The sequence below is a fragment of the Ruegeria sp. CDSA034 genome (genome assembly GCF_059612275.1).
Genome location: NZ_JBXWQH010000009.1, coordinates 153,616 through 177,324, shown reverse-complemented (window position 1 = coordinate 177,324; position 23,709 = coordinate 153,616). Strand labels below are relative to the sequence as shown.

Below are 23,709 nucleotides of genomic sequence, written 5' to 3'. Positions count from 1 at the left end.
AACGTCGTGACGTTCCTGGTATCCAGGCACCTGCAACAAGTACATACGCGCATGCTCAATGTAATCCGGACGAGGTCCGACCAGGCTCATATCACCTTTGAAAACATTGATGATTTGTGGTAACTCATCCAGACGGCTGCGACGCAGGAACCGGCCCAGCGGCGTGATCCTGCCTTCCTCAAGCGGGCAATCCGCGCTGCGCTCGATCTTCCGAGCCGGGCGCATCGAGCGAAACTTGTACGCCGTGAAAGGTTTGCAGTTTTGGCCCATGCGCTCTTGCGCAAAAAAAAAGCGGTCCCTTGTTCCAGAACGGGTTCAATATCAACAAAAGTACACCGCATAACGACATCAAAGGTAGCAGGAAAAGCGCACTGATCAAAAGATCAAACGCCCGCTTAACAATCTGAAACACAAAACTACGAAAAGGGCTGGAAAAACGACGCTTACCAATCGAACCAGAGCTATCATCCTCAGAAAAACTAGAATCAAACATCTCTACAATAGAACCTGATCATAATCTTTTATTACACACGCAAAGAGGGATGAGTTTTCGTTAATCGCTTAGTAAGCTCTTCGTGAGGTTGTCAATAGTTGTCAATCGGATTCGGCCCATATGTCGATGCATTTCACCTGCTATGTTGCATAAAAGGGTAGGTACGAATTCCCCACCTGAACCCATCCTGATAGCTGGAAGTGGTGAGTTATTATTCCACCGCAAAACGCATGACCGTAAATTGACCGTCGTACAGCTCAGCAAAAAAGGGGAGGATCCTCGCCGATCTGTTTTGATTGGATAATGGTTTGCGTCGATCGTATCCGCATTAGGTCATCCAGCCGCGTAAGAATGCCACGCAGCTTAAGCCAACGACGGCCGGAACCGCGTCTAAATAAGATGCTCGGTGTGAGGTACATCAGTCAGAACTTCATGGCCAAGAGCTTTGACCGGTAAGCCTCGGAAATCCGGCCCAGAGGCGCTACCTTCGACAGATACCTCTCGGATAAAGCCCCCAATTTGTACAAGAAAGGTATGTGACAACATCAGTCGGCACTAAAATCTGACAAAGGCCATACCCGGAGGCTTTTTAGTATCGAAATTAGGTCCCGGGTTGTCTCGGTCAAAAGGCATCTATAAGCAGACTTCACTGTTAGTTCTTACTGTTCGAGATTGTGCGCGATGCTCATTGCTCCTGTTATCCTCTGTGGTTTTTTCGACAATCGCCCCCAAGACCCAGTCGACAAAAGATCAGCGTATTTTTACCTTCCTGTCTTCTTCGGATGAATGCCATGAAAATTGTAGTTGCTGGCCTCGGTTATGTGGGGCTGTCCAATGCGGTGCTTTTGGCGCAGCATAATGAGGTTACGGCGGTCGATATCTCTGAGGCGCGCGTGCAGATGGTAAACGACGGCCAGTGCCCGATTGTAGATCCCGACCTAGAAGAGCTTCTTGCCACCCGCGAGCTGGGCCTCAGCGCCACCACAAATGGCAGCGCAGCTTATGAAGATGCGGATTACGTTATCGTCGCGACGCCCACGAACTATGATCCGAAGACCAATTCCTTTGATACGTCCAGTGTCGAAGCCGTTGTGGCCGAAGTTCTGCAAGTGAATCTCACCGCCACGATCGTTATCAAATCCACTATTCCCGTAGGTTTTGTGCGCGACTTGCGTGCCCGAATGGAGACCGAACAGGTGATCTTTTCGCCCGAGTTCCTTCGTGAGGGGCGCGCGCTTTACGACAATCTGTACCCGTCCCGTATCATCGTTGGCGAACGTTCTGAGCGGGCGCGTGTATTTGCGGATTTGCTCCTTGAAGGGGCAAGGAAGAATGATGTCGAAATCCTGTTTACCAATCTGGATGAGGCTGAGGCGATCAAGCTTTTTGCCAATACTTACCTCGCGATGCGCGTAGCGTTCTTTAATGAACTTGATAGTTATGCAATGGCGGGTGGTATGGATACTCGTCAGATCATCCAAGGCATCAGCCTCGATCCGCGCATTGGTGCGCATTACAACAACCCTTCCTTTGGCTATGGCGGTTATTGCTTGCCCAAAGACACCAAGCAGCTGCTGGCCAACTACAACCACGTCCCGCAAAACCTGATCCGCGCCATCGTGGACGCAAACCGCACCCGCAAGGATTTCTTGTCCGACCAGATTCTGATGAAAGATCCCAAAGTGGTCGGCATCTATCGTCTTGTGATGAAGGCGGGGTCTGACAATTACCGACAGTCTTCGATCCAGGGGATCATGAAGCGGCTGAAAGCCAAGGGTATCAAGGTCATCGTCTATGAACCGGTTCTAGAGGACGATGATTTTTTCAGAAGTCCGGTAGTCTCTGACCTTGAAGCCTTTAAGGCCGAAGCGGACCTGATCGTGACCAACCGGCTGACAGATGAGATCGCAGATGTGTCTGCTAAGGTTTTCACCCGCGATCTTTTTGGGGCTGACTGAACGCCCGAGATCAAGTGTTTCACGATAGCTGACGAACAGGGCCGGCAGTATGACATCGAAAACCACCGTAATTGGTGTGAGCTTGTCATGAAAGTGCAGGATATCACTGGCTAACAGCCGATGGATCACTTGACCGTCTGCTTTGGATCTTGTGTGGCCGTTCATCGTGCCCAGATTGATGATAGATCAGATCTTCCGCTTTGGTTGGTTCCGTGATCCCCGGTTAGTTGACACTCAGAGTTGGCCGTTAGCCCGCAGGTGCACGATCACGCGGCTTGCCATATTTGCGCATCGCTTGCCTCCGAATGGAAAGATCGCTTCGAATCCACCACGAACCTGTCGTTCAAGCGCTGAGCGCAGTCGGCGACGGGCGCGGAATAGGCGCGTTTTTACCGTGATCGGATTGATCTGCAGCTCACGGGCGATGGCCATAACGCTCATATCTTCGGATTCCCGCAACAAAAACGGAAGGCGCATATCGGGTGGCAGTTCGGAAACCGCGGTTTCCAATAATCCGCGGAGTTGTGCCCGACCTATGGCGGCATCGGGAAGTTCCGAATTTTGACCGGGAAATGTCAGGACCCGAGACAGGTGGGTTTCCTCAACAGTGTCGTACTCTTCCTCTGGCCGAAAACGTCTGCGTTGCATGCGAGCGGTATTGATGACGATCCGGGTTATCCAAGTCGAAAAGCTTGCCCGTTCCTGAAAACTGTCCAGTTTGCTGAAAGCGGACATATAGGCCTCTTGCAGCGCGTCTTCGGCCTCGGCCTCTGTATCAACAATGCCTCGGGCAACGCGGAACAGACGCGGGTTCAGACGACGGACAAGTTCACGGACGGCCGTTTCGTTTCCGCTCCGGGCGCCGGCCACAAGCTCTGCTTCGGATTTAGCTGTTCCGTATCGGGCTTCCTTCGCGTGACTTGTCCCGACCGTCATGATCCGTCCTTTCGCTTGATGTTACCTTTCGCGATTATTTCCTGTGCCAATGGCAATGCCTCCAAAACCTGATCGGATACATCGCTTTGATCTTCCGAGGCTCCTTCCCAACCCGCATCGGCGGGGGTCCCCACCACAATGCGGCCGACCATCGCCGCCATTTCGTGGGGCAGGCAATAGTAATCGTACACCCCGGGAGCTGTCAGAGTGACCTCGAAAAATGCATCGGGCAGCAGAAAGTCGCTGTCCCAGGGGTCCGCCGCCGCAGGAATGCGACGCATTCGGTCATAAAACTTGGGGTGATAGGCGGTCACCGTATGGCTGTTTCCCGGGTCTCGGTTGGTGAAACGGATGGTGGAGCCCGGTGCCACTGACAGGCCCAAGGGATCAAACCAGACCCTCTCGCCACGCGCGCTGCCGCGCATTTCAACATTGATAACTGTTTGTGCACCTGATGATCGTGTGACTGCGCAGGTAGCGATCGCGCCACCTGCGAGCCACAGCGCATGGCGTCGCGTGCAGATCATTCGGCCAGCCGTTCTTTTGCCCCCTCATCATGGAACAGCACGACATGTGCGTGGGGCTTTTCCACCCCGGGGTGACCGGCGTTGAAGTAAACATCTGTCGAACTGACAGTGTGCGACCCCAGACCCAGCCCGTCGAATGAAACTCCGTTCTGCAGATCGTCAAGCGGGGTCATATAGACCGTTGCCGACAACTGCCCATCGCGATCATAAGCCAGGAACGGACCAGCGGGCAGGGTGGCCGGGTCTACAAACAGCGTGCCAAGGCCCGGGATAAATTCCGGCAAAGGAAGCACGTCGCTCACTTGCACATAAGGATCACCGGCGGGCGCATTCATAAGAGCCTTTTCGTCATGCGCAGCGGCAAGCGTTGTGGTGGCGAACAACAGTCCGATTGCAGACACAGAGATTTTAGTCATGGGCTTGTCCTTTTCATAGTTCACATCCGGTGCGTCACAATTGGCACCTGTGTTATTGGATGCGCAGCGCGCGAAAAGGTTCCCAAGTTTCTTCGATGGTTTTTGATGGCCAACCGTATTGTGGGCAGCTGCGCGGGGTTTCCGAGTGATCAGGAATGTGTTTGCGACGTTCATGCCTAGACTAGCTTTGCTAGTGGATGGCACTCCACCTTATGCCCAAATCCGACAGATGCCTTTGAACCCGTCCGGGATAGTCAGACACGATTGCGTCCACGCCCAGATCAATCATCTTGTCGATGTCTTCGTGTTCATTGACAGTCCACACTGCGACGCACAGGCCCAGCTTCTTGGCAAGAACCACGTTTTCAACAGTCACATCCGCAAAATACGGACACCAAAGAGCACCGCCCGCTTCTTTGACCAACTTTGGAATTTCATCGCGACGGCCGCGAAAGTCCGGACAAACTGCTTTTGATGAATCCTCGCCCACATCGTCCGCGTTATCGGGAAGCTGCGTCAGGTACGAAGACGGCATATCGGGGGCCTGTCGCTGACATTCTTCCAAGAGATTCCAGTCAAAGCTGTGCAGAACCGCACGCGACGACAAACCCTTGGCGCGAACGTCTTGAAGAACCCGGCCGACGAAGCTCTGTCTGTAAACCGCATCATGTGCCAAATCAGGATCTGACTTTAGTTCGAGCATCAGACAGGCATCGCGGTATTTTGGGTCATCGACCAGTTCCAGCAGGTTCATCAGCGTTGGAACACGAACACCGTCCATTTGGGCCTGGTCTGGGAAACGACGACCATAGGCCGAATGCCCATCCAACCGTCCGATGTCGAATTGCTGCATCTGTTCGACGGTCAACGAGGAAACCTTTAGTTCTTCTCCCACCAAAAATCGACCATCGGCGTCTCGAAATGTCGGTGCGTGCAGTCGGTGGTTATGGGTTATGACCGGAACGCTATCTGCGGTCAGAACGACATCAAATTCCAGGAGCGGGACGCCGATGGACAGCGAAAAGTCAAAGCCAATCATGCTGTTTTCGGGTAAAACGCCGCGTGCGCCCCGATGCCCCACAACCCGGATCAGGTTTTCACCGCCACGAAAGGCTTCAACCTGTGGAAACGTCATCAGCTTTGCAGCCTTTCACCGGTTGAATGGTCAAACAGGTGCATATTCTCTGAGGTGATCGAAAACCGCATGTTCGGATGCTGGCCTTCGATTGGGTGGACACCTGGAAGGCTTATCGTAATCGCGCTGCCAGAGCCTTTGAGCTGACCGTGCAATAGTGTGTTTGCCCCCAACGGTTCCGCAATCTGAATCGTAGCTTCCAGCGGACCGTTTTCATCCAACAACAGATGCTCTGGTCGTATCCCCAACTTTACTGCGATATCAGGCCCCTGAGATGCGCCAACCTCGATTTCTCCGATCTTGACCGTCCCGTTTTCACGGCGGGCATCAAACACGTTCATCGCAGGGCTGCCAATAAACTGCGCCGCGAACAGAGTTCTGGGTGTTTCGTAAACTTCCAGTGGCGTTCCAATCTGCTCGGCGATACCGCCATTCATCACGATCATCCTGTCCGCCATCGTCATGGCCTCGACCTGGTCGTGCGTAACGTACAGGGAGGTGACTCCAAGCTTTTCCTGGAGCTCACGGATTTCCAGGCGCATCTGAACACGCAGTTTGGCATCGAGGTTCGAGAGCGGCTCATCAAACAGGAAGACTGCTGGTTCGCGGACAATGGCACGGCCCATGGCCACCCTTTGGCGTTGACCGCCAGACAGTTGTCTGGGCTTACGATCCAGCAAAGGTTCCAACTGCAATAGCTTGGCCGCGTCTGTCACCTTTTGATCGATCTGATCTTTGGGAAGTCCGGCAATCTTCAGGCCGTAACCCATGTTCTGACGCACGGACATGTGCGGGTAGAGCGCATAGTTCTGGAACACCATCGCGATGTCCCGATCCATAGGCTCTTTGTCGTTGGCCCGTTCCTCACCTATCCGGATGTCCCCGGACGTAACCGTTTCCAGCCCCGCCACCATTCGCAGCAGCGTGGATTTACCGCAGCCCGAGGGGCCGACGATCACGATGAACTCTCCGTCTGCGATATTGACATCAATACCGTGGATCACATCCGTCGGGCCAAAACTCTTTTTGACGTTCTCTAGGGTTACTGTTGCCATTTCTTATTTCTCGCTATCGACAAGGCCGCGGACAAAGAGCTTTTGCATCGACACCACCACGATGACCGGCGGGATCATTGCCAGAATTGAGGTCGCCATGATCGTCGGCCAATGCGCAAAATCATCACCCGACGGGAACATCTGCTTGATGCCCATCACGATGGTGTTCATTTCAGGGTCTGTCGTGACCAGCAGCGGCCACAGGTATTGGTTCCAGCCGTAGATGAACAAGATCACAAACAGCGCCGCGATATTGGTCCGGCTCATGGGCACCACGATGTCGATGAAGAACCGCATCGGTCGCGCGCCATCCACGCGGGCAGCTTCGGCCAGTTCATCAGGGATCGTCAGGAAGAACTGACGGAACAGGAAGGTCGCCGTTGCCGAAGCGATCAGGGGAAAGATCAGACCGTAATAACTGTTGAGCATGCCAAACCCGGCAACTACCTCGAAGGTTGGAACAATCCGCACCTCGACCGGCAGCATCAGGGTCAGGAAGATCAGCCAGAAAAACGTCGTACGGCCTGGAAACTTGAAGTAGACAATCGCAAACGCTGACAGCAGCGAGATGATGATTTTGCCCACCGCGATGCCAATTGCCATCACCAGGCTGTTGAACAGCATCGTCGCAACGGGCACGTTTACACCCGAGAACAGCGCCGCTTTGTAGTTCACCCAGAACTGATCACCCGGCACTACGGGCATAGGTGGCGAAACGATGTCTGCCTGGGTCACGGTCGAGGCTACAAAGGCCAGCCAGATCGGGAAAAAGACGATCAAAACGCCTAGGATCATGAATGCATGGGTAAACCATATGCCTACGCCGCGTTTTTCGACCATTCCGTGTTGTTGGGCTGCCATCAGTAATGCACCCTCTTTTCCACGTATTTGAACTGAATGACGGTCAGTAGGCCGACAACAATCAGCAAGATAACAGATTGCGCCGAAGATGACCCAAGATCTTGCCCGACAAACCCATCTGAGAAGACCTTGTAGACCAGGATTGTTGTCGCCTGTTGCGGGCCGCCGCCGGTGATCGTGTGGATCACCCCGAAGGTTTCAAAGAAGGCATAAACAACGTTTACCACCAGCAGGAAGAATGCAGTCGGGGACAGCAGCGGCAGCACAATCGTGAAGAACCGGCGCCAGAAATGCGCGCCGTCAATCGCCGCCGCTTCGATGACCGAGCGGGGAACGGATTGCAGCGCTGCAAAGAAGAACAGGAAGTTATAACTGATGCGGCCCCAGGCCGAGGCGACAACAACCAACCCCATAGCTTCGGTGTCGTTCAGGACATGGTTCCAGTCATAGCCAAGCTGGCTGAGGTACCACGCCACAACGCCAACGCGTGTATTGAACATGAACAGCCACAGCACACCTGCCACGGCGGGGGCCACGGCATAAGGCCAGATCAGCAATGTGCGATAAACACCCGAACCTTTAATGAGTCTGTCCGCGATAACTGCCAGAAATAGTGCTGGTATCATTGAGCAGAGCGTCACAAGCGTCGAAAACACGGCGGTTGTGACGAAAGATGCGCGATAATACTTGTCGCTCAGAAGGAACTCAAAGTTGCCGAGCCCCACAAACTGCGACGACAGACCGAACGGGTCGGGAATGAACAGGGACTGCCAAACCGCCTGGCCGGCGGGATAAAAGAAGAAGACGGCGGAAATGATGACCTGTGGGGCGATCAGCGCCAATGGCAATAGCCAGCCGCGAAAGGTGACGCGTTTTTCCATCCTGAATTTCCACCGAAGAAAGATAATGCGGGCCCGAAAAGGGCCCGCATGAAGTTATGACTTATTGATTGGCGGATTCGAAGCGGCGCAGCAGTGCGTCACCACGTTCCTTCGCGCTATCCATCGCTTCCTGAGCAGTTTTCTCACCGGCCCAGACGGCCTCAAGCTCTTCGTCGATGATACCGCGGATCTGGTCGAATGATCCTAGACGCAGACCTTTGGAATTTGCGGTCGGTTCTTTCGCGGTCATCTGGATCACAGCGATGTCGGTGCCGGGGTTTTCGTCATAAAAACCTGCCGCACGTGTCGCATCACCCGCTTCGGCCGTGATTGGAAGGTAGCCGGTGTTCTGGTGCCAGGCCGACTGCACGTCGGACGATGACAGGAAGCTCAGGAACTCTCCGACGCCCTTGTACTCCTCAGGGTCATGACCTTCCATTACCCAAAGGGATGCGCCACCGATTATGGTGTTCTGCGGCTCACTTGTGACGGCTTCCCAGTAGGGCAGCGGACGGACGTCGAAATCGAATTCGGCCTCTGCCTTGATGCCCGCGTAACCTGCCGAACTTTCAGTGAACAATGCGCATTCACCTGACCGGAAGTTCGCGCCACCTTCGTTTCTGCGGCCGGTATAGATGAACTTGCCATCCTTGGCCCAGTCACCCATCGCGGTCAGGTGTGCCACCTGCGCCGGACCGTTCAGCATCAGCTCTGTATCCAGACCGGCAAAACCGTTATCCTGCGATGCAAACGGAACGTCGTGATAGGCCGACATGTTTTCAAGATGGATCCAGCTCTGCCATGCGGTGACCAGCGGGCAGTCTTCGCCCCCGGCCTTGAGCTGTTCAAGTACGTCTCCAACCTTTTCCCAGGTGGACAGATCCGTGTCTGGATCAACGCCGGCCGCTTCGAACGCGTCTCGGTTGACCCAAAGAACTGGCGTGGATGAGTTGAAGGGCAGCGAAAGCATGTCCCCGTCAGTGGTTGTATAGTATCCTTTGACGGCACCAATATACGCGTCGGGATCAAAAGACGCGCCACTTTCAGCCATCACTTCGTAGACCGGCCTGATCGCACCTTCGGCTGACATCATCGTTGCCGTGCCGACCTCGAATACCATCAGGATTTGCGGCTGCTCACCGGCGCGGAAGGCAGCAATGCCTGCGTTCAGGGTTTCCGAGTAGTTGCCCTTGTGGCTTTCAACCACGACATACTCGTCCTGACTGGCGTTGAATTCTTCCACTTGGGCTTTGACAAGCTCACCAAGGCGGCCGGTAAAGGCGTGCCAGAACTGAACCTCGGTTTGTGCCATTGCCGCCACTGGGGACAATGCAGTTGTTACGGCGAGAGCGCCGAGAAAATTCTTTTTCATGATTCCTCCCATGCATCAGGTTCGATGCTTCGTTGAATACCGACCGCAACGGGTAAACGGCACACATGACGATTTCACGACGTTAACGTTACAGAAATATAATTCAAGCCCAATTTACTGGATAAAAAAATAACATAGTGTTATGAGGCGAGGGCGGCAGATTGGGATCGGTAATGAGTCAAATTCTTAGGGTCCGGCAGTTAGAAGCTCTTATGGCTGTAACAACCAACGGCTCTGTCACGGCGGCAGCGACCGACCTGGGGGTGAGCCAGCCAGCCGTCAGCAGGTTGCTTTCGGATCTTGAAAAGTCACTTGGGTTTCAGCTTTTCGATCGCCGCGAAGGCCGGTTGGTACCGACGCAGGAGGTTCGGTATCTTTTGCCCAGCGTCGAGCGTGTTCTGGAACTTATGAGGCAAATCTCTGACGTCAGCCAGGACATCACACAGCGCAAAGCAGGGCACATCCGTGTTGCATGCCTGCCCGGGTTCGCCACCAGCCATTTGCCTGATGTTGTCGCCAGATTCTTGAAGGATCGACCCGGCGTCACCCTGACGATCGAACCTGACAGACCTGAGCGCATTCTTGAATGGATGATCGGCGAGCAGTATGATTTCGGGATCACCGACAGCTTTAACGGTCACCCCGCTGTCGAAAGCTGGGATATCGAGGTCCGGACGGTTTGTGTGTTCCCCACCGGAAGTGAATTGGAAAACCTCTCTGAGGTTACACCGACGGACCTTGTAAACAGCAAAATTATCCACACACGACGCGACAGCGACTTTTTCGGGCGGCTCTCAAAAGCGTTTCAAAGTGCCAATGTGGAGTTAAATTCCCATATTGAAGTCAGGCAGTTCACTGCGGCATGTGAATTGGCCGTGAAGGGCGTTGGCGTCTCCGTCGTGAGCGAACTTGACGCCGTCCAATACGCAGCGCACGGATTAAGCTATCGACCGTTCAAGCCATTCTTGCCGCATACTCTCTCGCTTGTTCGCCCGATTTTGAAACAACCTTCACTGGTGACGCTGGAATTCATCGAGCAGTTCCGAGACAGCCTAGAGCCTTTCAAAGCAGAATAGGGCCGTCGAAATTAATTCTTGCAACCGGTTGCAAAAATATTGATTGTGTCACCTGAGAATTGATTCGGGGGACCGTATGTTGAAGATCGGATTGCTGGGGGCCGGACGTATTGGTCGCGTGCATGCGGAAGCGATTTCGGCACACCCCAAAACCGAATTGACAGCTATTTCAGATGCGGTGAATGATGCCGCTGTTGGATTGGCTGCTGAGTACGGGGCCAGGGTGCAAAGCTCTGACGAGATTATCGGTGATTCTACGATTGATGCGGTTCTGATCGCAACGCCGACAGATACGCATTCCGACTTGATCGAAGCGGCAACGCAGGCCGGCAAAGCGGTCCTGTGCGAAAAACCCGTCGATCTGGACCTTGAGCGAGCAAAAATTTGTCAAAAAGCCGCGGGCGCGACTGGTCAACCGGTCATGCTTGGCTTCAACCGTCGCTTCGACCCAAATTTCCAGGCGCTCAAAGCCGCCTATGATGCGGGCGAGGTCGGTAAAGCTGAACTCTTGTCCATTACGTCGTTTGATCCGGCGCCGCCTCCGGTAAGTTATGTCAAGGTATCGGGCGGGTTGTTCCGGGACATGATGATTCATGATTTTGATATGGCCAACTACCTGACGGGGCAAATTCCTGTCACCATTTCAGCCGTGGGAACCTCGGTCGTCGATCCGGAAATAGGGCAGGCCGGTGACGTGGATACGGCTGTGGTAACAATGGCTTACGCGGATGGTAGCCTCGCTGTTATCAAGAACTCGCGGCGGGCAGCATACGGATATGATCAACGGGTCGAACTGCTAGGCTCAAGAGGCCTTTTGCAGGCGCATAATGTCCTTGAGAATTCAATTGTTAAATCAACGGCCGACGGTGTGACCGGAGCGAAGCCAACATACTTCTTTCTTGAGCGCTACATGGCCGCTTACCGCGCCGAATGGGATGCGTTTACGCGTGCCATTCAGTCCGGCTCGGACGTGCCGGTAACACTTGAGGATGGTGTCGCGGCGTTGGCAATGGCCGAAGCCGCAACGCGCTCGGCGAAGTCCGGAAGGCCCGTGGCGATGGAGGAAGTTTTTTGAAACCGGTTGCAAAATGATCGGATTTCCGGAAACTGAAGGAAGCCCGGTCACCGATCGGAGCAGACGAGATTCGGTTTAGCCGAATGGCCGGGCAGACCCGGCACCAAGATTGAATTTTCTATTGGGAGGAATGGAAATGAAAAAAATCGTTAAAGGTGTGCTGATGGCCAGCGCAGTCGCATTTGCCGGCGCCACAGGCGTTGCGGCAGAAGGCGAGAAGTATATTCTGGTCAGCCATGCTCCGGACAGTGACAGCTGGTGGAACACCATCAAAAACGGTATTGCCCTGGCGGGCGATCAGATGGGTGTTGAGGTCGAATATCGCAACCCGCCTACCGGTGACCTTGCCGACATGGCGCGGATCATCGATCAAGCCGCAGCTTCGGGACCCAATGGTATCATCACTACGCTGGCCGACCCGGACATTTTGGAAGGTCCGATCAAAGCCGCCGTGGATTCCGGTATCGACGTCATCATCATGAACACTGGCACGCCGGAAAAGGCGCGCGAAGTTGGTGCGCTGATGTATGTCGGCCAGCCGGAATATGACGCTGGATTGGCCGCTGGCCAGCGCGCCAAAGACGATGGCATCGGCTCGTTCCTGTGCGTGAACCACTATATCGTGCAGCCATCCAGCCAAGAACGCTGCCAGGGCTTTGCAGACGGTCTGGGCATTGAACTGGGTGAGCAGATGATCGACGCGGGTCAAGACCCGGCCGAGATCAAGAACCGAGTTCTGGCCTACTTGTCGGCAAACCCCGAAACGGAAGCCGTTTTGACACTTGGCCCGACATCGGCTGACCCAACCATTCTGGCGCTGGAAGAAAATGGCATGGCCGGTGACATTTACTTCGGCACCTTCGATCTGGGTGGTGAAATCGTCAAAGGCATCAAAAGTGGTGTGATCCAGTGGGGCATCGACCAGCAGCCCTTCCTGCAGGCCTACCTGCCAGTCGTCGTGATGACGAACTACCACCGCTACGGCGTTCTGCCGGGCAACAACATCAACTCAGGCCCCGGTTTCGTGACCGCTGACGGGTTGGAAAAGATCGAAGAGTTCGCGGGCGAATACCGCTGATCTTCAAGACGGTGCGGACGCATGACGTGTGTCCGCACCACCTGATGCAAGCATTCAGACGAACGCGCCAAGGAGGCAACAATGGCTGAGTCAGCGCAATCCGCAGTCGGTGGTGACGAGCGGGTAAAAGAGATATCACCTCTACGCCAGGCCCTGATACGCCCCGAATTGGGCGGAATGGTTGGCACAGTCGCGGTATTCACGTTTTTCCTGCTGTTCGCTTTTGACAGCGGCATGTTCACCAGCCAGGGCGTGATGAACTGGTCCGTGGTTTCCGCGCAGTTCATGATTATCGCAGTTGGTGCCTGTTTGCTTATGATCGCGGGGGAGTTTGACCTTTCCGTCGGCTCCATGATCGGGTTCGCAGGCATGATGATCGCGATTTTCTCGGTTACTCTTAGCTGGCCGGTCTGGATTGCCATCATGGTGACCTTTGTACTTTGCGTCTCAATTGGGGCGCTGAACGGCTTTATCGTCGTGCGCACCGGATTGCCCAGCTTTATCGTGACACTGGCCTTCCTGTTTATTCTGCGTGGTTTTACCATTTTTCTGCCGCAAACAATCGAGCGGAAAACAATCATTGGCGGCATTCGGGATGTAGCCGAGGGCGATTGGCTGGCATCGGTGTTTGGCGGCAAGATAGGGCAGGGCTTTTTCGTCTGGTTGGGTGATAATGACCTAATCGGAACTTTTGAACGCGGCACGCGCGAGGGTCAGCCGGTGGTTGACGGTATCCCCATGCTGATTATTTGGGCCATCGCGCTTATCATCTTCGGCCATGTGCTTCTGACCAAAACAAAGTTTGGCAACTGGATCTTCGCCTCGGGGGGTGACGCTGAGGCTGCGCGAAACTCGGGTGTTCCGGTGAACAGAGTCAAAGTTCTGATGTTCATGTTCACCGCCTTCTGCGCGACGGTTTTTGCGACCTGTCAGGTTATGGAATTCGGTTCCGCCGGTGCAGATCGCGGGTTGCTGAAGGAATTCGAGGCAATCATCGCCGTGGTGATCGGCGGTGCGCTGCTGACCGGCGGTTATGGCTCGGTCCTTGGGGCGGCGCTTGGGGCATTGATCTTTGGCGTGGTGCAGCAGGGGCTGTTTTTTGCCGGGGTCGAAAGCTCTTTGTTCCGGGTGTTCCTGGGCGTGATCCTTTTGGGTGCCGTGATCCTGAACACTTACATCCGTCGCATCATCACAGGAGAACGCTGAGATGACCGAAGATACCAATTTCCATCACGGTGATGTGCAGGGTCAGGATCCGATTATCCGGATGATCGACATTGAAAAGCACTTTGGCTCTGTGATTGCTCTAGCCGGGGTCAGCTTTGATCTGAAGCCGGGTGAGTGTCACTGCCTTCTGGGTGACAATGGTGCAGGTAAATCGACCTTCATCAAGACGATGTCCGGGGTCCATAAGCCGACAGCTGGCGAGATCATCTTTGAAGACAAACCCATGCATTTTGAGGACCCGCGTGATGCCATCGAAGCCGGGATCGCAACAGTACACCAGCATCTGGCTATGATCCCGCTGATGAGCGTCAGCCGCAACTTCTTCATGGGCAATGAACCCACGCGCAAAGTCGCCGGGATCAGCTTTTTCGACAAGAAGTTGGCCGACGAAATCACCATGGAAGAAATGCGCAAAATGGGTATCAACTTGCGTGGTCCCGATCAGGCTGTGGGTACGTTGTCAGGTGGTGAGCGTCAGACGGTTGCGATTGCACGGGCCGTGCATTTTGGCGCTAAAATCTTGATTTTGGACGAACCGACATCGGCTCTTGGCGTGCGCCAGACTTCGAACGTTTTGGCGACCATCGACAAAGTGCGCAGTCAGGGTGTGGGTGTGGTGTTTATCAGCCACAATGTTCGGCACGCGCTGGCGGTCGGCGATCGGTTTACAGTGTTGAACCGGGGTAAAACTCTGGGCACTGCCAAACGGGGTGAGATTTCGCCCGAAGAACTACAGGACCTGATGGCAGGTGGGCAGGAACTGGCCCAGCTGGAAGGGTCTTTGGGCGGAACGGTCTGACGCGGTCCCGCGCAGACCCAGCTTTCGAAAAACTGGTATTCAACGGACTGGCCGGGTGGCCTTGAGTTGAAAGGGATCAATATGGGCAAAACTATCAGACTGACCGCAGCGCAAGCTCTGGTCCGCTACTTGGGCGCGCAGATGAACGAGGCCGGAGAGCCGTTTATCGCAGGTGTCTGGGCTATTTTCGGCCACGGCAACGTGGCTGGCCTGGGTGAGGCGCTGCATGCTGTAAAAGACAGCCTGCCGACCTATCGCGGCCACAACGAACAGACGATGGCGCATTGTGCTATCGCGTATGCGAAGCAGATGCGGCGCACGCGCGCGATGGCGGTGACGTCGTCCATCGGACCGGGCGCGACCAACATGGTGACAGCCGCCGCCTTGGCACATGTGAACCGGTTGCCGGTTCTGATCATCCCCGGGGACATCTTCGCAACGCGTGGTCCCGACCCTGTATTGCAGCAGATCGAGAGCTTTGGGGACGGAACGGTCAGCGCGAACGACTGTTTCAAACCTGTCAGCCGTTACTTCGACCGCATCTCAAGGCCGGAGCATCTGCTAACCGCACTGCCAAGGGCTTTCCGCACGATGACGGACCCGGCCGACTGCGGACCGGCAACACTGGCCTTCTGTCAGGATGTTCAGGCCGAGGCCTACGACTATCCTGCAAGCTTCTTTGAGCCCCGCGTCTGGTATCAGCGTCGCATTCGCCCCGACGAAGGCGAACTGGCCCGCGCCGTCGCTGCCATCAAAGCGGCAAAGCGCCCGGTCATCGTGGCCGGGGGCGGAGTTCACTATTCGGGCGCGACGGACGCGTTGCAGAGTTTCGTGGAAACGCACAATATCCCGATCACCGAGACACAGGCAGGCAAATCCGCCCTGGCATGGGATCATCCACTGAACCTTGGACCCGTGGGCGTGACCGGTGGCGAACCGGCAAACTCGGTCTGCGCTGAGGCTGATCTGGTATTGGCAGTTGGCTCTCGCCTGCAGGATTTCACGACCGGCTCATGGGGTTTGTTTTCGAACCCACAGCGCGAAATGATTTGCCTGAATACCGCTGCCTATGATGCTGAAAAGCACGGCGCGATGCCCCTGCAGTCAGATGCGCGCGTTGGGCTTGAGGAGCTGGGTTCGGCTTTGCAAGGATACCGTGCCGATCCTGTGGCAGATACGCTTAAGGCGGATTGGTACGGCAAGGTCGACAAACTGACCGATGCCCCTGGCGACGGCAATGCGCTGCCGACCGATATGCAGGTGGTTGGTGCGGTTCAGCGAGCCTCGAACAACGATACTGTCGTCATGTGCGCGGCGGGCACCATGCCCGGAGAACTGCACAAGCTGTGGAAGGCCCCGCGTCCGGGTGCCTATCACATGGAATATGGCTTCAGTTGCATGGGGTATGAGATTGCTGGTGCGATGGGCATCAAGATGGCGCAACCGGATCGCGATGTGATCTGCTTTACCGGCGATGGCACCTATATGATGGCGAACTCGGAAATGGCTTCGGCTGCGATGATGGGCATCTCGTTCACCGTGGTCATTACCGATAATCGCGGCTTTGGCTGTATCAACCGTCTGCAGATGGGCACAGGTGGAGCCGAGTTTAACAATCTGCTGGATCATGCTGTGCACGAGAACCCCTCGGCCATCGATTTCGCGGCCCACGCCGCGGCAATGGGCGCGACCTCGGTCAAGGTCAGCTCGATTGCGGAACTGGAAAACGCGCTTGCCAAGCGTGGCGATATCAAAGGTCCTTATGTGGTGGTCATCGACACCGATCCGTACCCCTCGACCGAATACGGCGGGACGTGGTGGGAAGTGGCGGTTCCGGAAGTCAGCATCCGCCCCGAAGTGAACGAAAAACGCGCGGCCTATGAGCTGGCGATCAAGGAAAGAAACACGAAATGAGCGTGAAAATCGGGATTTCTCCGATCGCCTGGCAGAATGATGACCTGCCGGACCTGACCGCGGCGTATACGATGGAACAGGCGCTGAAAGAGGCGCGTGAAATCGGATACACCGGTGCGGAGCGTGGTCAGCGGATGCCCAGCGATACCGAAGGGTTGCGTGCTTATCTGGAAGGCAATGATATCGCGCTCTGCGGCGGGTGGTGCTCGGGTGCCTCGCTGGTCAATGATTTCGCTGCAGAACGTGAGGCTGTGCGGGAACAGGTTGAGCAGTTTGTCGCCCTGAACAGCCCGTGCATCGTCTATGCCGAATGCTCAAACACCGTTCAGGGCCAAGCGGGTACGCCGGTGAACAACCGGCCCAGGCTGACCAAAGACGAAGTATTGGCCTATGCAGCCAAGATCACCGAGCTGGCCAAATGGATGGCCGATCAGGGGATGCCGATGGCCTATCACCATCACATGGGTACCGTCATCGAGACCGAAGATGACGTGAACTGGTTGATGGAAGGTTCGGGCCAGGAGGTGAACCTGTGCTTTGACACTGGACACTTGTTGTTTGGCGGCGGCGATGTGATGGCGACCCTCAAACGCTGGGGCGATCGTGTGCATCACATGCATTTCAAAGATATCCGCCCGGCTGTGGTGCAGGACGTAAAGGAGAATGATCGCAGCTTTCTCGATGCGGTCGTCGCCGGAGCATTCACCGTACCAGGTGACGGGTGTATCGACTTTCAGGCCGTGGCGAATGCGCTCAAATCCTTGGATTACAACGGATGGATCGTTGTGGAGGCCGAACAGGACCCGGCCAAGGCTCCGCCATACGAATATTCCAAGAAAGGCTACGAGCACATTCTCGACGTCTGTGGACAGGCAGGATTGGAGGTCCAGTCGTAACAAATCTCCCTACGGGGTTAACACCGAAGCCATGAAAAGGAGAAGATCATGGTAAATCAGCAGCTAGGTTTTGTCGGCTATTTCGACCGGGAATCCTGTGATCTGGATGAATTCAAGGTGTTGACCTCGCAGAACCTTACAGCCGATGTCGTCCCGAACGCCGCCACGATCGAAAAGAACGTTCCAGTCTATGACATGGACGAGCTGCGCCCTGCGCTGGAAAACGTAGGTAAGCGCAAGGCTCTGCTGGCCGAGTGGGGACATGTTTTGGACAAATCGTCGGGCGTGATCGTTCTGAAACGTGCGTTCGCCGATACGTCCGTAATTGACCGCGCAACCGATGTCTTTCGCCAGATCATAGTTGACGAAAGACAAAGCGGCGCGGGAGAGGGTGACCACTTTGCGGCGTCCGGGGCCAATGATCGGATCTGGAACGCCCTGCAAAAGCAATGTCTGCGCGACCCCGAGGGTTTTGCCCTCTATTTCGGGAACACGGCTGTTGCTGCAGCCTGCGAGGCGTGGTTGGGGCCAAACTATCAGGTCACGTCACAGATCAATCAAGTGCGTCCAGGCGGTAAAGCGCAGCAGGCTCACAGGGATTACCACCTTGGATTTCAGAGCGCAGAAAGTGCTGCGCGCTATCCAGTGCACGCACATCTTGTTACGGCATCACTGACATTGCAGGGGGCGATTGCCCATTGCGACATGCCAGTCGAAAGCGGGCCAACCAAGCTGCTGCCGTTCTCGCAGATTTATCCGCCGGGTTACCTGGCGTTTCATGACGAGGGCCACCGCGCGCATTTCGAAGACTGCTATATCCAGCTGGCGCTGGACAAGGGGGATGCTGTGTTCTTCAACCCGGCACTGTTCCATGCGGCTGGTGAAAATCGCAGTGCGGATATCGACCGAATGGCGAACCTGTTGCAAATCTCATCCGCATTTGGTCGCGCGATGGAAACTGTTGACCGGCGGTCCATGTCTGAGACGGTGTTTCCTTCGCTTATTGCGTTGAAACAACGTGGTGAGCTGTTCGGGGCCGAACTGGATGCAGTCATCGCCGCCACGGCAGAGGGATATCCGTTCCCTACCAATCTGGATACGGACCCTCCGGTCGGTGGCAACGCCCCGGAAAGTCAGGCCGACATTTTGCGTCGTGCTGTGTCTGAAGGATGGACCGAACAACAATTGGCCGAGACATTCTCGGCGCTGCAAACAAGGCAAGCTGCCTGAAGGAATACGGGCGGGCATTCCAAGCCCGCCCCACACGGAGAAAAACACATGGCCGACCTGCTCAAAAAGCCCTTTGGGACCAGAGGTAAAGTGCATGACATCACTCCGGCCAGTGCCGGGTGGCGCTATGTGGGGTTTGGGCTTTACCACCTTCGGGCAGGCGATACAGTGGCCGAGGCAACGGGTGATCGCGAGGTCATTCTGGTCATGGTCGAGGGCAAGGCCCGCATCGCCGGAGCTGAGCGGGACTGGGGTGTTCTGGGCGATCGGATGAACGTTTTTGAGAAGACGCCGCCGCACTGTCTTTATCTGCCGAACGGCACAGAATGGGCGGCCACAGCCGAAACGGATTGCGTGATTGCGGTGTGTACAGCCCCGGGCAAGAGTGGCCACTCTGCGCGACGCATCGGCCCCGAAGGCATTACTTTGACCGAGCGAGGCAAGGGCGTAAATACGCGCTATATCAACAACATCGCGATGGAGAATGAGGACTATGCTGATAGCTTGCTGGTGACCGAAGTGTTTACGCCAAACGGGCATTGGTCATCGTATCCCAGCCATCGACACGATGAAGATGATTTTCCGCGGATCACCTATCTGGAAGAGACCTACTACCACCGTCTGAACCCGGCGAATGGGTTCGGGATTCAGCGTGTCTATACCGATGATGGGCAGTTGAATGAGACTATGGCTGTATCCGATGGCGATGTTGTTTGCGTGCCCCGCGGTCATCACCCATGCGGCGCACCTTATGGGTTCGAGATGTATTATCTGAACGTTATGGCCGGACCGCTGCGCAAATGGCGCTTTGTTCCGGCCCCCGAAGTTGAATGGATCATGGAGCGCGACGCGTAACGCCCACGCCTAACTTTGCGCGGGCGCACCAAAGGCCCGAATGACCATGCGGGCTGCCGCCTCAACCGGGTCGTGGGTCTCTTTCAGGATTGTCACGCGGTCAAATCTGTCAGGGTCTCGGTTGACTGCCTCGCGCAGCGCGTTACCAAATGCCATGCGCAGTTCGGTACCGATATTGAACTTGCAGATCGACGTTTCCCGCGCCAACCGGCTGCGTTGTTCCACAGGCACGCCAGAGCCGCCATGAATGACCAACGGAACACTTGTCGCAGCGTCGATTCCGGCGATGCGAGCCTCGTCCAATCCGCCTTCTTTGTTTTGTTGCAGATGAACGTTTCCGACTGAGATGGCCATTGCGTCCACGCCGCTTTCACGAGCGAACTGCGCGGCCTCGTTTGGGTCTGTCCCGTTCGATCCTTCGCCGCCGGAATAGCCGACAAAGCCGATCTCACCTTCGCAGGAAATACCGGCCGCATGCGCCATTTCGGCAATGGCAGCAGTTTCGTCGATGTTTTGCTGCAGCGGCTTGCGTGACCCGTCAAACATGAGCGATGTGAACCCGCTGTCCAATGCGATCTTGCAGTCTTCGAATGTATAACCGTGATCCAGATGGGCCACGACCGGAACCGAGGCATTCTCGGCCAGGAAGCGAAACATCTTGCCCAGAACAGGCAGGGGCGTGTGTTCGCGGCAGCTTGGACCAGCCTGAAGGATCACCGGCGCATTTTCCGCCTCGGCTGCGGCTACATAGGCGCGCATATCCTCCCATCCCAGTGTAACAAGCCCGCCAACAGCGTAGCCGTTTTCGTATGCAGGGGTGAGGACGTCTTTGAGTGTGGCGAGTGTCATTTGAATTTGGCAATCATGTCTTTGATGCCCGGAATGGTCTCGACCTGATAGGCATGGGTTGGTTGGAAGTACTGGACCAGCGAACGCTGAGTCAGACCGCCAAGGATGGTGAAATAGTACATCTCGTATCCCGGCAGAACACAGCAGGGGTGATAGCCCTTGTCGATGCAGATCGTTGAGCCGTCGACGATGTGATAGGCGTCGCCCGGTTCGTTATCCTCACGCTGCAACATCTGAAGGCCCGACCCCCAGTTGGGTTTGAAACGGAAATTGTAGGTCTCGTCGTGCCGCGTCTCGTCGGGCAGACGGTTCGTGTCATGCTTGTGGCTAGGGAAGCCGGACCAGCCGCCCTGACCCACGGTGAACAGCTCACTGATCAGCAGACGACCCACTTTGTCGTGCTGTTTCTGGCCGAGGATGTGTTTGATTTTGCGATGCGTTTTAGTGTCGTCGCTGCCGTATTGCACAAGGTCGTGTTCACGCACATCGAACGGATCCAGTACCTTGTCGTACTTGGCGCCCGCTATGAAGATTTCGGTTTCATCCGACACGCAGACCAGTTGGACCTTAGCGCCGACCGGAACATAAACGCCTTCCGGATCCCCATCCCAGACGTCTTCGCCCCGCTTGCCCAGCTTGGCGAACTGCTCGCCTTCTACGTCGACATCGACACTGCCCGTGGCGGGCACGATACACGTCTCATAACCGGGCACCTGATATTCAAACGCTTCGCCCTTTTTCAGTTTGACGATGTTGAAGTAGTTCAGCGGAACCGTTGGATCATCGGCGTCGACGATCGGTTTGTTCTGATTGTCATAGGGAGCGATGTGCATGAGGGGTTCCTATGTCGTTGGGCCGGGATTGGCCGCAAGAAATGCGTCCAGTTCCGGAGTTGTTGGCATGGCCGGAGCGCAGCCGGGCTTGGACACGACGATCGAGGCACAGGCCGAGCCGCGCATAACCGCTTCTTTAGGCTCGCTTCCAGCGGCGATCGAGGCCAGCAGGCCGGCCATGAAACTGTCGCCAGCACCGTTGGGTTTGACTGCGGTGACGGGATAGATGCCGGTTTCGATTTCCTGCCCATCCACCAGAGTTACCGCGCCTTTTTCGCCCATCTTGTAGATCACGATCCGGCCCGGTTTCGCCGCCAACTCCTTGGCTTTGGCGAAGCCTTTGTCGATGCCGCCTGCCATGAAACCAAATTCTTCGTCATTGCCGACGATTAGATCGCTTGCTTCGCCCGCGCGCGACAGGACTTCGGCAGCAACCTCAGGTGATGGCCAACTGTACGGGCGGTAGTCTATGTCAAATATTACCGGCAAACCCGCCTTTCGGGCGTTTTCGAACGCGCGAAACGTGGCGCTGCGCGAGGGTTCAGCGGCAAACACCGTTCCGGCAGATATCACGGCTGAAAATTTGCCGTAGTCGACCTTGTTCATGTCGTCCTCGGTCACCTGAAAGTCGACTGCGCCGTTGCGGTAGATGACATTCTGAAATTCTTCGATCCGGCTTTCGTAAACGGCCAGAGACATGCGGTATTCACCACCGACGACGCGGATATAGGATGTGTCTACACCGTAGTGAGCAAGTTTATTCAGGCAGAAGCGGCCAACCGCATCATCTGAGACCGAAGTGATCAAGGATGCCTGGCTGCCCAGTTTGACCAGCCCCGCGCAGATATTTGCCGATGAACCACCCAGATCGGCGTGAAACGTGTCGGCGTCTTCGCTTTTAACACCAACGGGATCGGCATACAGGTCCATGCCCGCGCGTCCAAAGACCGCGAACCGGTTTCCTTTGATACCGTCTATCAAAGCGCTCACGTCATGTCCTCCGGCAAAAATGGGCTGGCGAGGATCGTTGGTCCTTGCGTTGAATCGATTCACACGATACTGATTTTGCAACCGGTTGCAAATACATTGTTCGGAGCCGTTGCAGATGCCTGAAATCGGAATTGGAATTATTGGCGGCGGCTATATGGGCAAAGCTCATTCAGTCGCGATGTCAGCCGTAGGCGCAGTGTTCAACACAGCCTTGCGGCCACGACTTGAGATGATTTGCGCGTCCACGCCCGAAAGCGCCGAGCGATACCGTGCGGCTTACGGCTTTCGTCGCGCGACCTCGGATTGGTCAGTGCTGGTCAATGACCCGGCAGTGGATGCTGTCGTGATTGCCTCGCCTCAAACAACGCACAGACAGATTGCAGAGGCCGCGTTAGCCTTGGGCAAGCCTGTGTTTTGCGAAAAACCCCTCGGATCTTCTTTGGATGATGGGCGCGCAATGGTTGCCGCGGCCGAGGCCACGGGCGTCACCAATATGGTCGGGTTCAACTACGTCAGAACGCCCGCAACACAGTTTGCCCGTCAGTTGATAGCCAACGGTGAATTGGGGGACATAACCTGGTTTCGCGGCGAGCATACTGAGGACTTCTATGCCGACCCTGACGCCCCGGCCACATGGCGGACGTCCGGAATGGCCAACGGAACGATCGGAGATCTTGCCCCACATATGGTCAACGGTGCTTTGGCCCTGATCGGTCCGATTGTCGAGGTTATGGCCGAAGTCGAAACGGTTCATACTGAGCGCCCAGGCGGCACCGTCACCAATGATGACCACGCGCAAATCATGTGCCGGTTTGCCAGTGGCGCGATGGGCAATATCTATGTCAGCCGCATCGCGACAGGTCGAAAGATGGGCTATGCCTATGAAATTACAGGCACCAAAGGCGCAATCCGGTTTGATCAGGAAGATCAGAACGCCCTGTGGCTCTATCGGCGCGAAGGACCAGAGGAAGAAAGGGGCTTCACTAAGATCCTGACGGGTCCGGCGCACCCCGACTACGAGCCTTTCTGTCAGGGCCCCGGTCATGGAACAGGTTATCAGGACCAGATCATCATCGAGGCCAAAGATTTTCTTGAGGCCATTCACACGGGCAAAACGATTTGGCCCACATTCCGTGATGGGCATGAGGTCAACTGCGTCCTTGCCGCCGCGCTGAAATCGTCAGAGCAACGGCAGTGGCAGGATGTCAGCACTGTCTGAACACAAAAACTAAGAGATCATCTAAGAGAGACGA

Annotated in this window: 22 protein-coding genes and 1 pseudogene; 11 read left to right on the top strand and 12 right to left on the bottom strand. The window is 55.6% G+C overall.

What is annotated here, in order from left to right; genetic code table 11:
- Positions 1–282 (bottom strand): annotated as a pseudogene (locus AC2FLJ_RS15580) (sugar transferase); the annotation flags it as partial.
- Positions 283–1,284: 1,002 nt separating this feature from the next.
- On the opposite strand from AC2FLJ_RS15580, the gene AC2FLJ_RS15575 reads away from it, so the two are divergent.
- Positions 1,285–2,451: a nucleotide sugar dehydrogenase gene (locus AC2FLJ_RS15575; RefSeq protein ID WP_496706635.1), complete on the top strand. Its 1,167-nt coding sequence runs from the start codon at positions 1,285–1,287 to the stop codon at positions 2,449–2,451.
- Between the two features lie 234 nt (positions 2,452–2,685).
- Here AC2FLJ_RS15575 and AC2FLJ_RS15570 read toward each other — a convergent pair whose 3' ends face one another.
- From AC2FLJ_RS15570 to ugpB, 8 genes are all read right to left on the bottom strand, one after another.
- Entirely contained in the window at positions 2,686–3,387 is a 702-nt protein-coding gene (locus AC2FLJ_RS15570) for an RNA polymerase sigma factor (RefSeq protein ID WP_496706633.1), read from the bottom strand.
- The gene (locus AC2FLJ_RS15565; protein WP_496706632.1) at positions 3,384–3,914 is read right to left on the bottom strand and encodes a cupredoxin domain-containing protein; all 531 of its coding nucleotides are present in this window, start codon (positions 3,912–3,914) and stop codon (positions 3,384–3,386) included. Before AC2FLJ_RS15565 ends, AC2FLJ_RS15570 begins: the two co-directional genes overlap by 4 nt.
- Positions 3,911–4,330: a hypothetical protein gene (locus tag AC2FLJ_RS15560; protein ID WP_496706630.1), complete on the bottom strand. Its 420-nt coding sequence runs from the start codon at positions 4,328–4,330 to the stop codon at positions 3,911–3,913. Before AC2FLJ_RS15560 ends, AC2FLJ_RS15565 begins: the two co-directional genes overlap by 4 nt.
- Before the next feature lie 190 nt (positions 4,331–4,520).
- Positions 4,521–5,465, bottom strand: coding sequence for a glycerophosphodiester phosphodiesterase family protein (locus AC2FLJ_RS15555; protein WP_496697667.1), 945 nt, complete (start codon positions 5,463–5,465; stop codon positions 4,521–4,523).
- A complete protein-coding gene (ugpC, locus tag AC2FLJ_RS15550) occupies positions 5,465–6,520 on the bottom strand; it encodes a sn-glycerol-3-phosphate ABC transporter ATP-binding protein UgpC (RefSeq protein WP_496697669.1) in 1,056 nt (351 codons plus the stop codon). The genes AC2FLJ_RS15555 and ugpC overlap by 1 nt, the downstream gene beginning before the upstream one ends.
- A gap of 3 nt (positions 6,521–6,523) precedes the next feature.
- Positions 6,524–7,360 (bottom strand): sn-glycerol-3-phosphate ABC transporter permease UgpE, encoded by an 837-nt coding sequence (gene ugpE / locus AC2FLJ_RS15545; RefSeq protein WP_496706639.1) that lies wholly within the window; start codon positions 7,358–7,360, stop codon positions 6,524–6,526.
- Between the two features lie 20 nt (positions 7,361–7,380).
- On the bottom strand, positions 7,381–8,262 hold the full coding sequence (ugpA, locus tag AC2FLJ_RS15540) for a sn-glycerol-3-phosphate ABC transporter permease UgpA (RefSeq protein ID WP_058274560.1): 882 nt from the start codon (positions 8,260–8,262) through the stop codon (positions 7,381–7,383).
- Between the two features lie 61 nt (positions 8,263–8,323).
- Positions 8,324–9,634 (bottom strand): sn-glycerol-3-phosphate ABC transporter substrate-binding protein UgpB, encoded by a 1,311-nt coding sequence (ugpB, locus tag AC2FLJ_RS15535; protein WP_058277255.1) that lies wholly within the window; start codon positions 9,632–9,634, stop codon positions 8,324–8,326.
- Between the two features lie 173 nt (positions 9,635–9,807).
- On the opposite strand from ugpB, the gene AC2FLJ_RS15530 reads away from it, so the two are divergent.
- The 9 genes from AC2FLJ_RS15530 (at position 9,808) to iolB (ending at position 19,784) form a co-directional block, all read left to right on the top strand.
- A complete protein-coding gene (locus AC2FLJ_RS15530; protein ID WP_472725097.1) occupies positions 9,808–10,710 on the top strand; it encodes a LysR substrate-binding domain-containing protein in 903 nt (300 codons plus the stop codon).
- Between the two features lie 76 nt (positions 10,711–10,786).
- Complete coding sequence (iolG, locus tag AC2FLJ_RS15525) at positions 10,787–11,785, top strand: inositol 2-dehydrogenase (protein ID WP_496697672.1); 999 nt, start codon at positions 10,787–10,789, stop codon at positions 11,783–11,785.
- 136 nt (positions 11,786–11,921) lie between these two features.
- Positions 11,922–12,863: a sugar ABC transporter substrate-binding protein gene (locus tag AC2FLJ_RS15520; RefSeq protein WP_058274571.1), complete on the top strand. Its 942-nt coding sequence runs from the start codon at positions 11,922–11,924 to the stop codon at positions 12,861–12,863.
- Positions 12,864–12,944: 81 nt separating this feature from the next.
- Complete coding sequence (locus tag AC2FLJ_RS15515; RefSeq protein WP_058274556.1) at positions 12,945–14,069, top strand: ABC transporter permease; 1,125 nt, start codon at positions 12,945–12,947, stop codon at positions 14,067–14,069.
- 1 nt (position 14,070) lies between these two features.
- Positions 14,071–14,889, top strand: a complete 819-nt coding sequence (locus AC2FLJ_RS15510; protein WP_058274555.1) for an ATP-binding cassette domain-containing protein — start codon at positions 14,071–14,073, stop codon at positions 14,887–14,889.
- Between the two features lie 81 nt (positions 14,890–14,970).
- The gene (gene iolD, locus AC2FLJ_RS15505; protein WP_496706627.1) at positions 14,971–16,803 is read left to right on the top strand and encodes a 3D-(3,5/4)-trihydroxycyclohexane-1,2-dione acylhydrolase (decyclizing); all 1,833 of its coding nucleotides are present in this window, start codon (positions 14,971–14,973) and stop codon (positions 16,801–16,803) included.
- The gene (iolE, locus tag AC2FLJ_RS15500; protein ID WP_496706625.1) at positions 16,800–17,699 is read left to right on the top strand and encodes a myo-inosose-2 dehydratase; all 900 of its coding nucleotides are present in this window, start codon (positions 16,800–16,802) and stop codon (positions 17,697–17,699) included. The genes iolD and iolE overlap by 4 nt, the downstream gene beginning before the upstream one ends.
- 48 nt (positions 17,700–17,747) lie before the next feature.
- On the top strand, positions 17,748–18,929 hold the full coding sequence (locus AC2FLJ_RS15495; protein ID WP_496706623.1) for a phytanoyl-CoA dioxygenase family protein: 1,182 nt from the start codon (positions 17,748–17,750) through the stop codon (positions 18,927–18,929).
- Positions 18,930–18,977: 48 nt separating this feature from the next.
- The gene (gene iolB, locus AC2FLJ_RS15490) at positions 18,978–19,784 is read left to right on the top strand and encodes a 5-deoxy-glucuronate isomerase (RefSeq protein ID WP_496706622.1); all 807 of its coding nucleotides are present in this window, start codon (positions 18,978–18,980) and stop codon (positions 19,782–19,784) included.
- Positions 19,785–19,793: 9 nt separating this feature from the next.
- Here the strand turns inward: iolB and AC2FLJ_RS15485 are convergent, their stop codons facing one another.
- The 3 genes from AC2FLJ_RS15485 to iolC are packed head-to-tail and all read right to left on the bottom strand — an operon-like array spanning position 19,794 to position 22,456.
- Positions 19,794–20,633, bottom strand: coding sequence for a class II fructose-bisphosphate aldolase (locus tag AC2FLJ_RS15485; protein WP_282169432.1), 840 nt, complete (start codon positions 20,631–20,633; stop codon positions 19,794–19,796).
- Positions 20,630–21,466 (bottom strand): 5-deoxy-glucuronate isomerase, encoded by an 837-nt coding sequence (locus tag AC2FLJ_RS15480; protein WP_282119501.1) that lies wholly within the window; start codon positions 21,464–21,466, stop codon positions 20,630–20,632. The genes AC2FLJ_RS15485 and AC2FLJ_RS15480 overlap by 4 nt, the downstream gene beginning before the upstream one ends.
- Positions 21,467–21,475: 9 nt before the next feature.
- The gene (gene iolC / locus AC2FLJ_RS15475; protein WP_496706620.1) at positions 21,476–22,456 is read right to left on the bottom strand and encodes a 5-dehydro-2-deoxygluconokinase; all 981 of its coding nucleotides are present in this window, start codon (positions 22,454–22,456) and stop codon (positions 21,476–21,478) included.
- A gap of 115 nt (positions 22,457–22,571) precedes the next feature.
- Between iolC and AC2FLJ_RS15470 the strand changes: the two genes are divergently transcribed.
- On the top strand, positions 22,572–23,675 hold the full coding sequence (locus tag AC2FLJ_RS15470) for a Gfo/Idh/MocA family protein (protein WP_496706619.1): 1,104 nt from the start codon (positions 22,572–22,574) through the stop codon (positions 23,673–23,675).
- Positions 23,676–23,709 lie beyond the last annotated feature (34 nt).

Excerpts from the sequence above, each read along its gene's own strand:
- AC2FLJ_RS15575 (WP_496706635.1), top strand. The coding sequence starts at position 1,285 with ATGAAAATTGTAGTTGCTGGCCTCGGTTATGTGGGGCTGTCCAATGCG.
- AC2FLJ_RS15570 (WP_496706633.1), bottom strand. The coding sequence starts at position 3,387 with ATGACGGTCGGGACAAGTCACGCGAAGGAAGCCCGATACGGAACAGCT.
- AC2FLJ_RS15565 (WP_496706632.1), bottom strand. The coding sequence starts at position 3,914 with ATGATCTGCACGCGACGCCATGCGCTGTGGCTCGCAGGTGGCGCGATC.
- AC2FLJ_RS15560 (WP_496706630.1), bottom strand. The coding sequence starts at position 4,330 with ATGACTAAAATCTCTGTGTCTGCAATCGGACTGTTGTTCGCCACCACA.
- AC2FLJ_RS15555 (WP_496697667.1), bottom strand. The coding sequence starts at position 5,465 with ATGACGTTTCCACAGGTTGAAGCCTTTCGTGGCGGTGAAAACCTGATC.
- ugpC (WP_496697669.1), bottom strand. The coding sequence starts at position 6,520 with ATGGCAACAGTAACCCTAGAGAACGTCAAAAAGAGTTTTGGCCCGACG.
- ugpE (WP_496706639.1), bottom strand. The coding sequence starts at position 7,360 with ATGGTCGAAAAACGCGGCGTAGGCATATGGTTTACCCATGCATTCATG.
- ugpA (WP_058274560.1), bottom strand. The coding sequence starts at position 8,262 with ATGGAAAAACGCGTCACCTTTCGCGGCTGGCTATTGCCATTGGCGCTG.
- ugpB (WP_058277255.1), bottom strand. The coding sequence starts at position 9,634 with ATGAAAAAGAATTTTCTCGGCGCTCTCGCCGTAACAACTGCATTGTCC.
- AC2FLJ_RS15530 (WP_472725097.1), top strand. The coding sequence starts at position 9,808 with ATGAGTCAAATTCTTAGGGTCCGGCAGTTAGAAGCTCTTATGGCTGTA.
- iolG (WP_496697672.1), top strand. The coding sequence starts at position 10,787 with ATGTTGAAGATCGGATTGCTGGGGGCCGGACGTATTGGTCGCGTGCAT.
- AC2FLJ_RS15520 (WP_058274571.1), top strand. The coding sequence starts at position 11,922 with ATGAAAAAAATCGTTAAAGGTGTGCTGATGGCCAGCGCAGTCGCATTT.
- AC2FLJ_RS15515 (WP_058274556.1), top strand. The coding sequence starts at position 12,945 with ATGGCTGAGTCAGCGCAATCCGCAGTCGGTGGTGACGAGCGGGTAAAA.
- AC2FLJ_RS15510 (WP_058274555.1), top strand. The coding sequence starts at position 14,071 with ATGACCGAAGATACCAATTTCCATCACGGTGATGTGCAGGGTCAGGAT.
- iolD (WP_496706627.1), top strand. The coding sequence starts at position 14,971 with ATGGGCAAAACTATCAGACTGACCGCAGCGCAAGCTCTGGTCCGCTAC.
- iolE (WP_496706625.1), top strand. The coding sequence starts at position 16,800 with ATGAGCGTGAAAATCGGGATTTCTCCGATCGCCTGGCAGAATGATGAC.
- AC2FLJ_RS15495 (WP_496706623.1), top strand. The coding sequence starts at position 17,748 with ATGGTAAATCAGCAGCTAGGTTTTGTCGGCTATTTCGACCGGGAATCC.
- iolB (WP_496706622.1), top strand. The coding sequence starts at position 18,978 with ATGGCCGACCTGCTCAAAAAGCCCTTTGGGACCAGAGGTAAAGTGCAT.
- AC2FLJ_RS15485 (WP_282169432.1), bottom strand. The coding sequence starts at position 20,633 with ATGACACTCGCCACACTCAAAGACGTCCTCACCCCTGCATACGAAAAC.
- AC2FLJ_RS15480 (WP_282119501.1), bottom strand. The coding sequence starts at position 21,466 with ATGCACATCGCTCCCTATGACAATCAGAACAAACCGATCGTCGACGCC.
- AC2FLJ_RS15470 (WP_496706619.1), top strand. The coding sequence starts at position 22,572 with ATGCCTGAAATCGGAATTGGAATTATTGGCGGCGGCTATATGGGCAAA.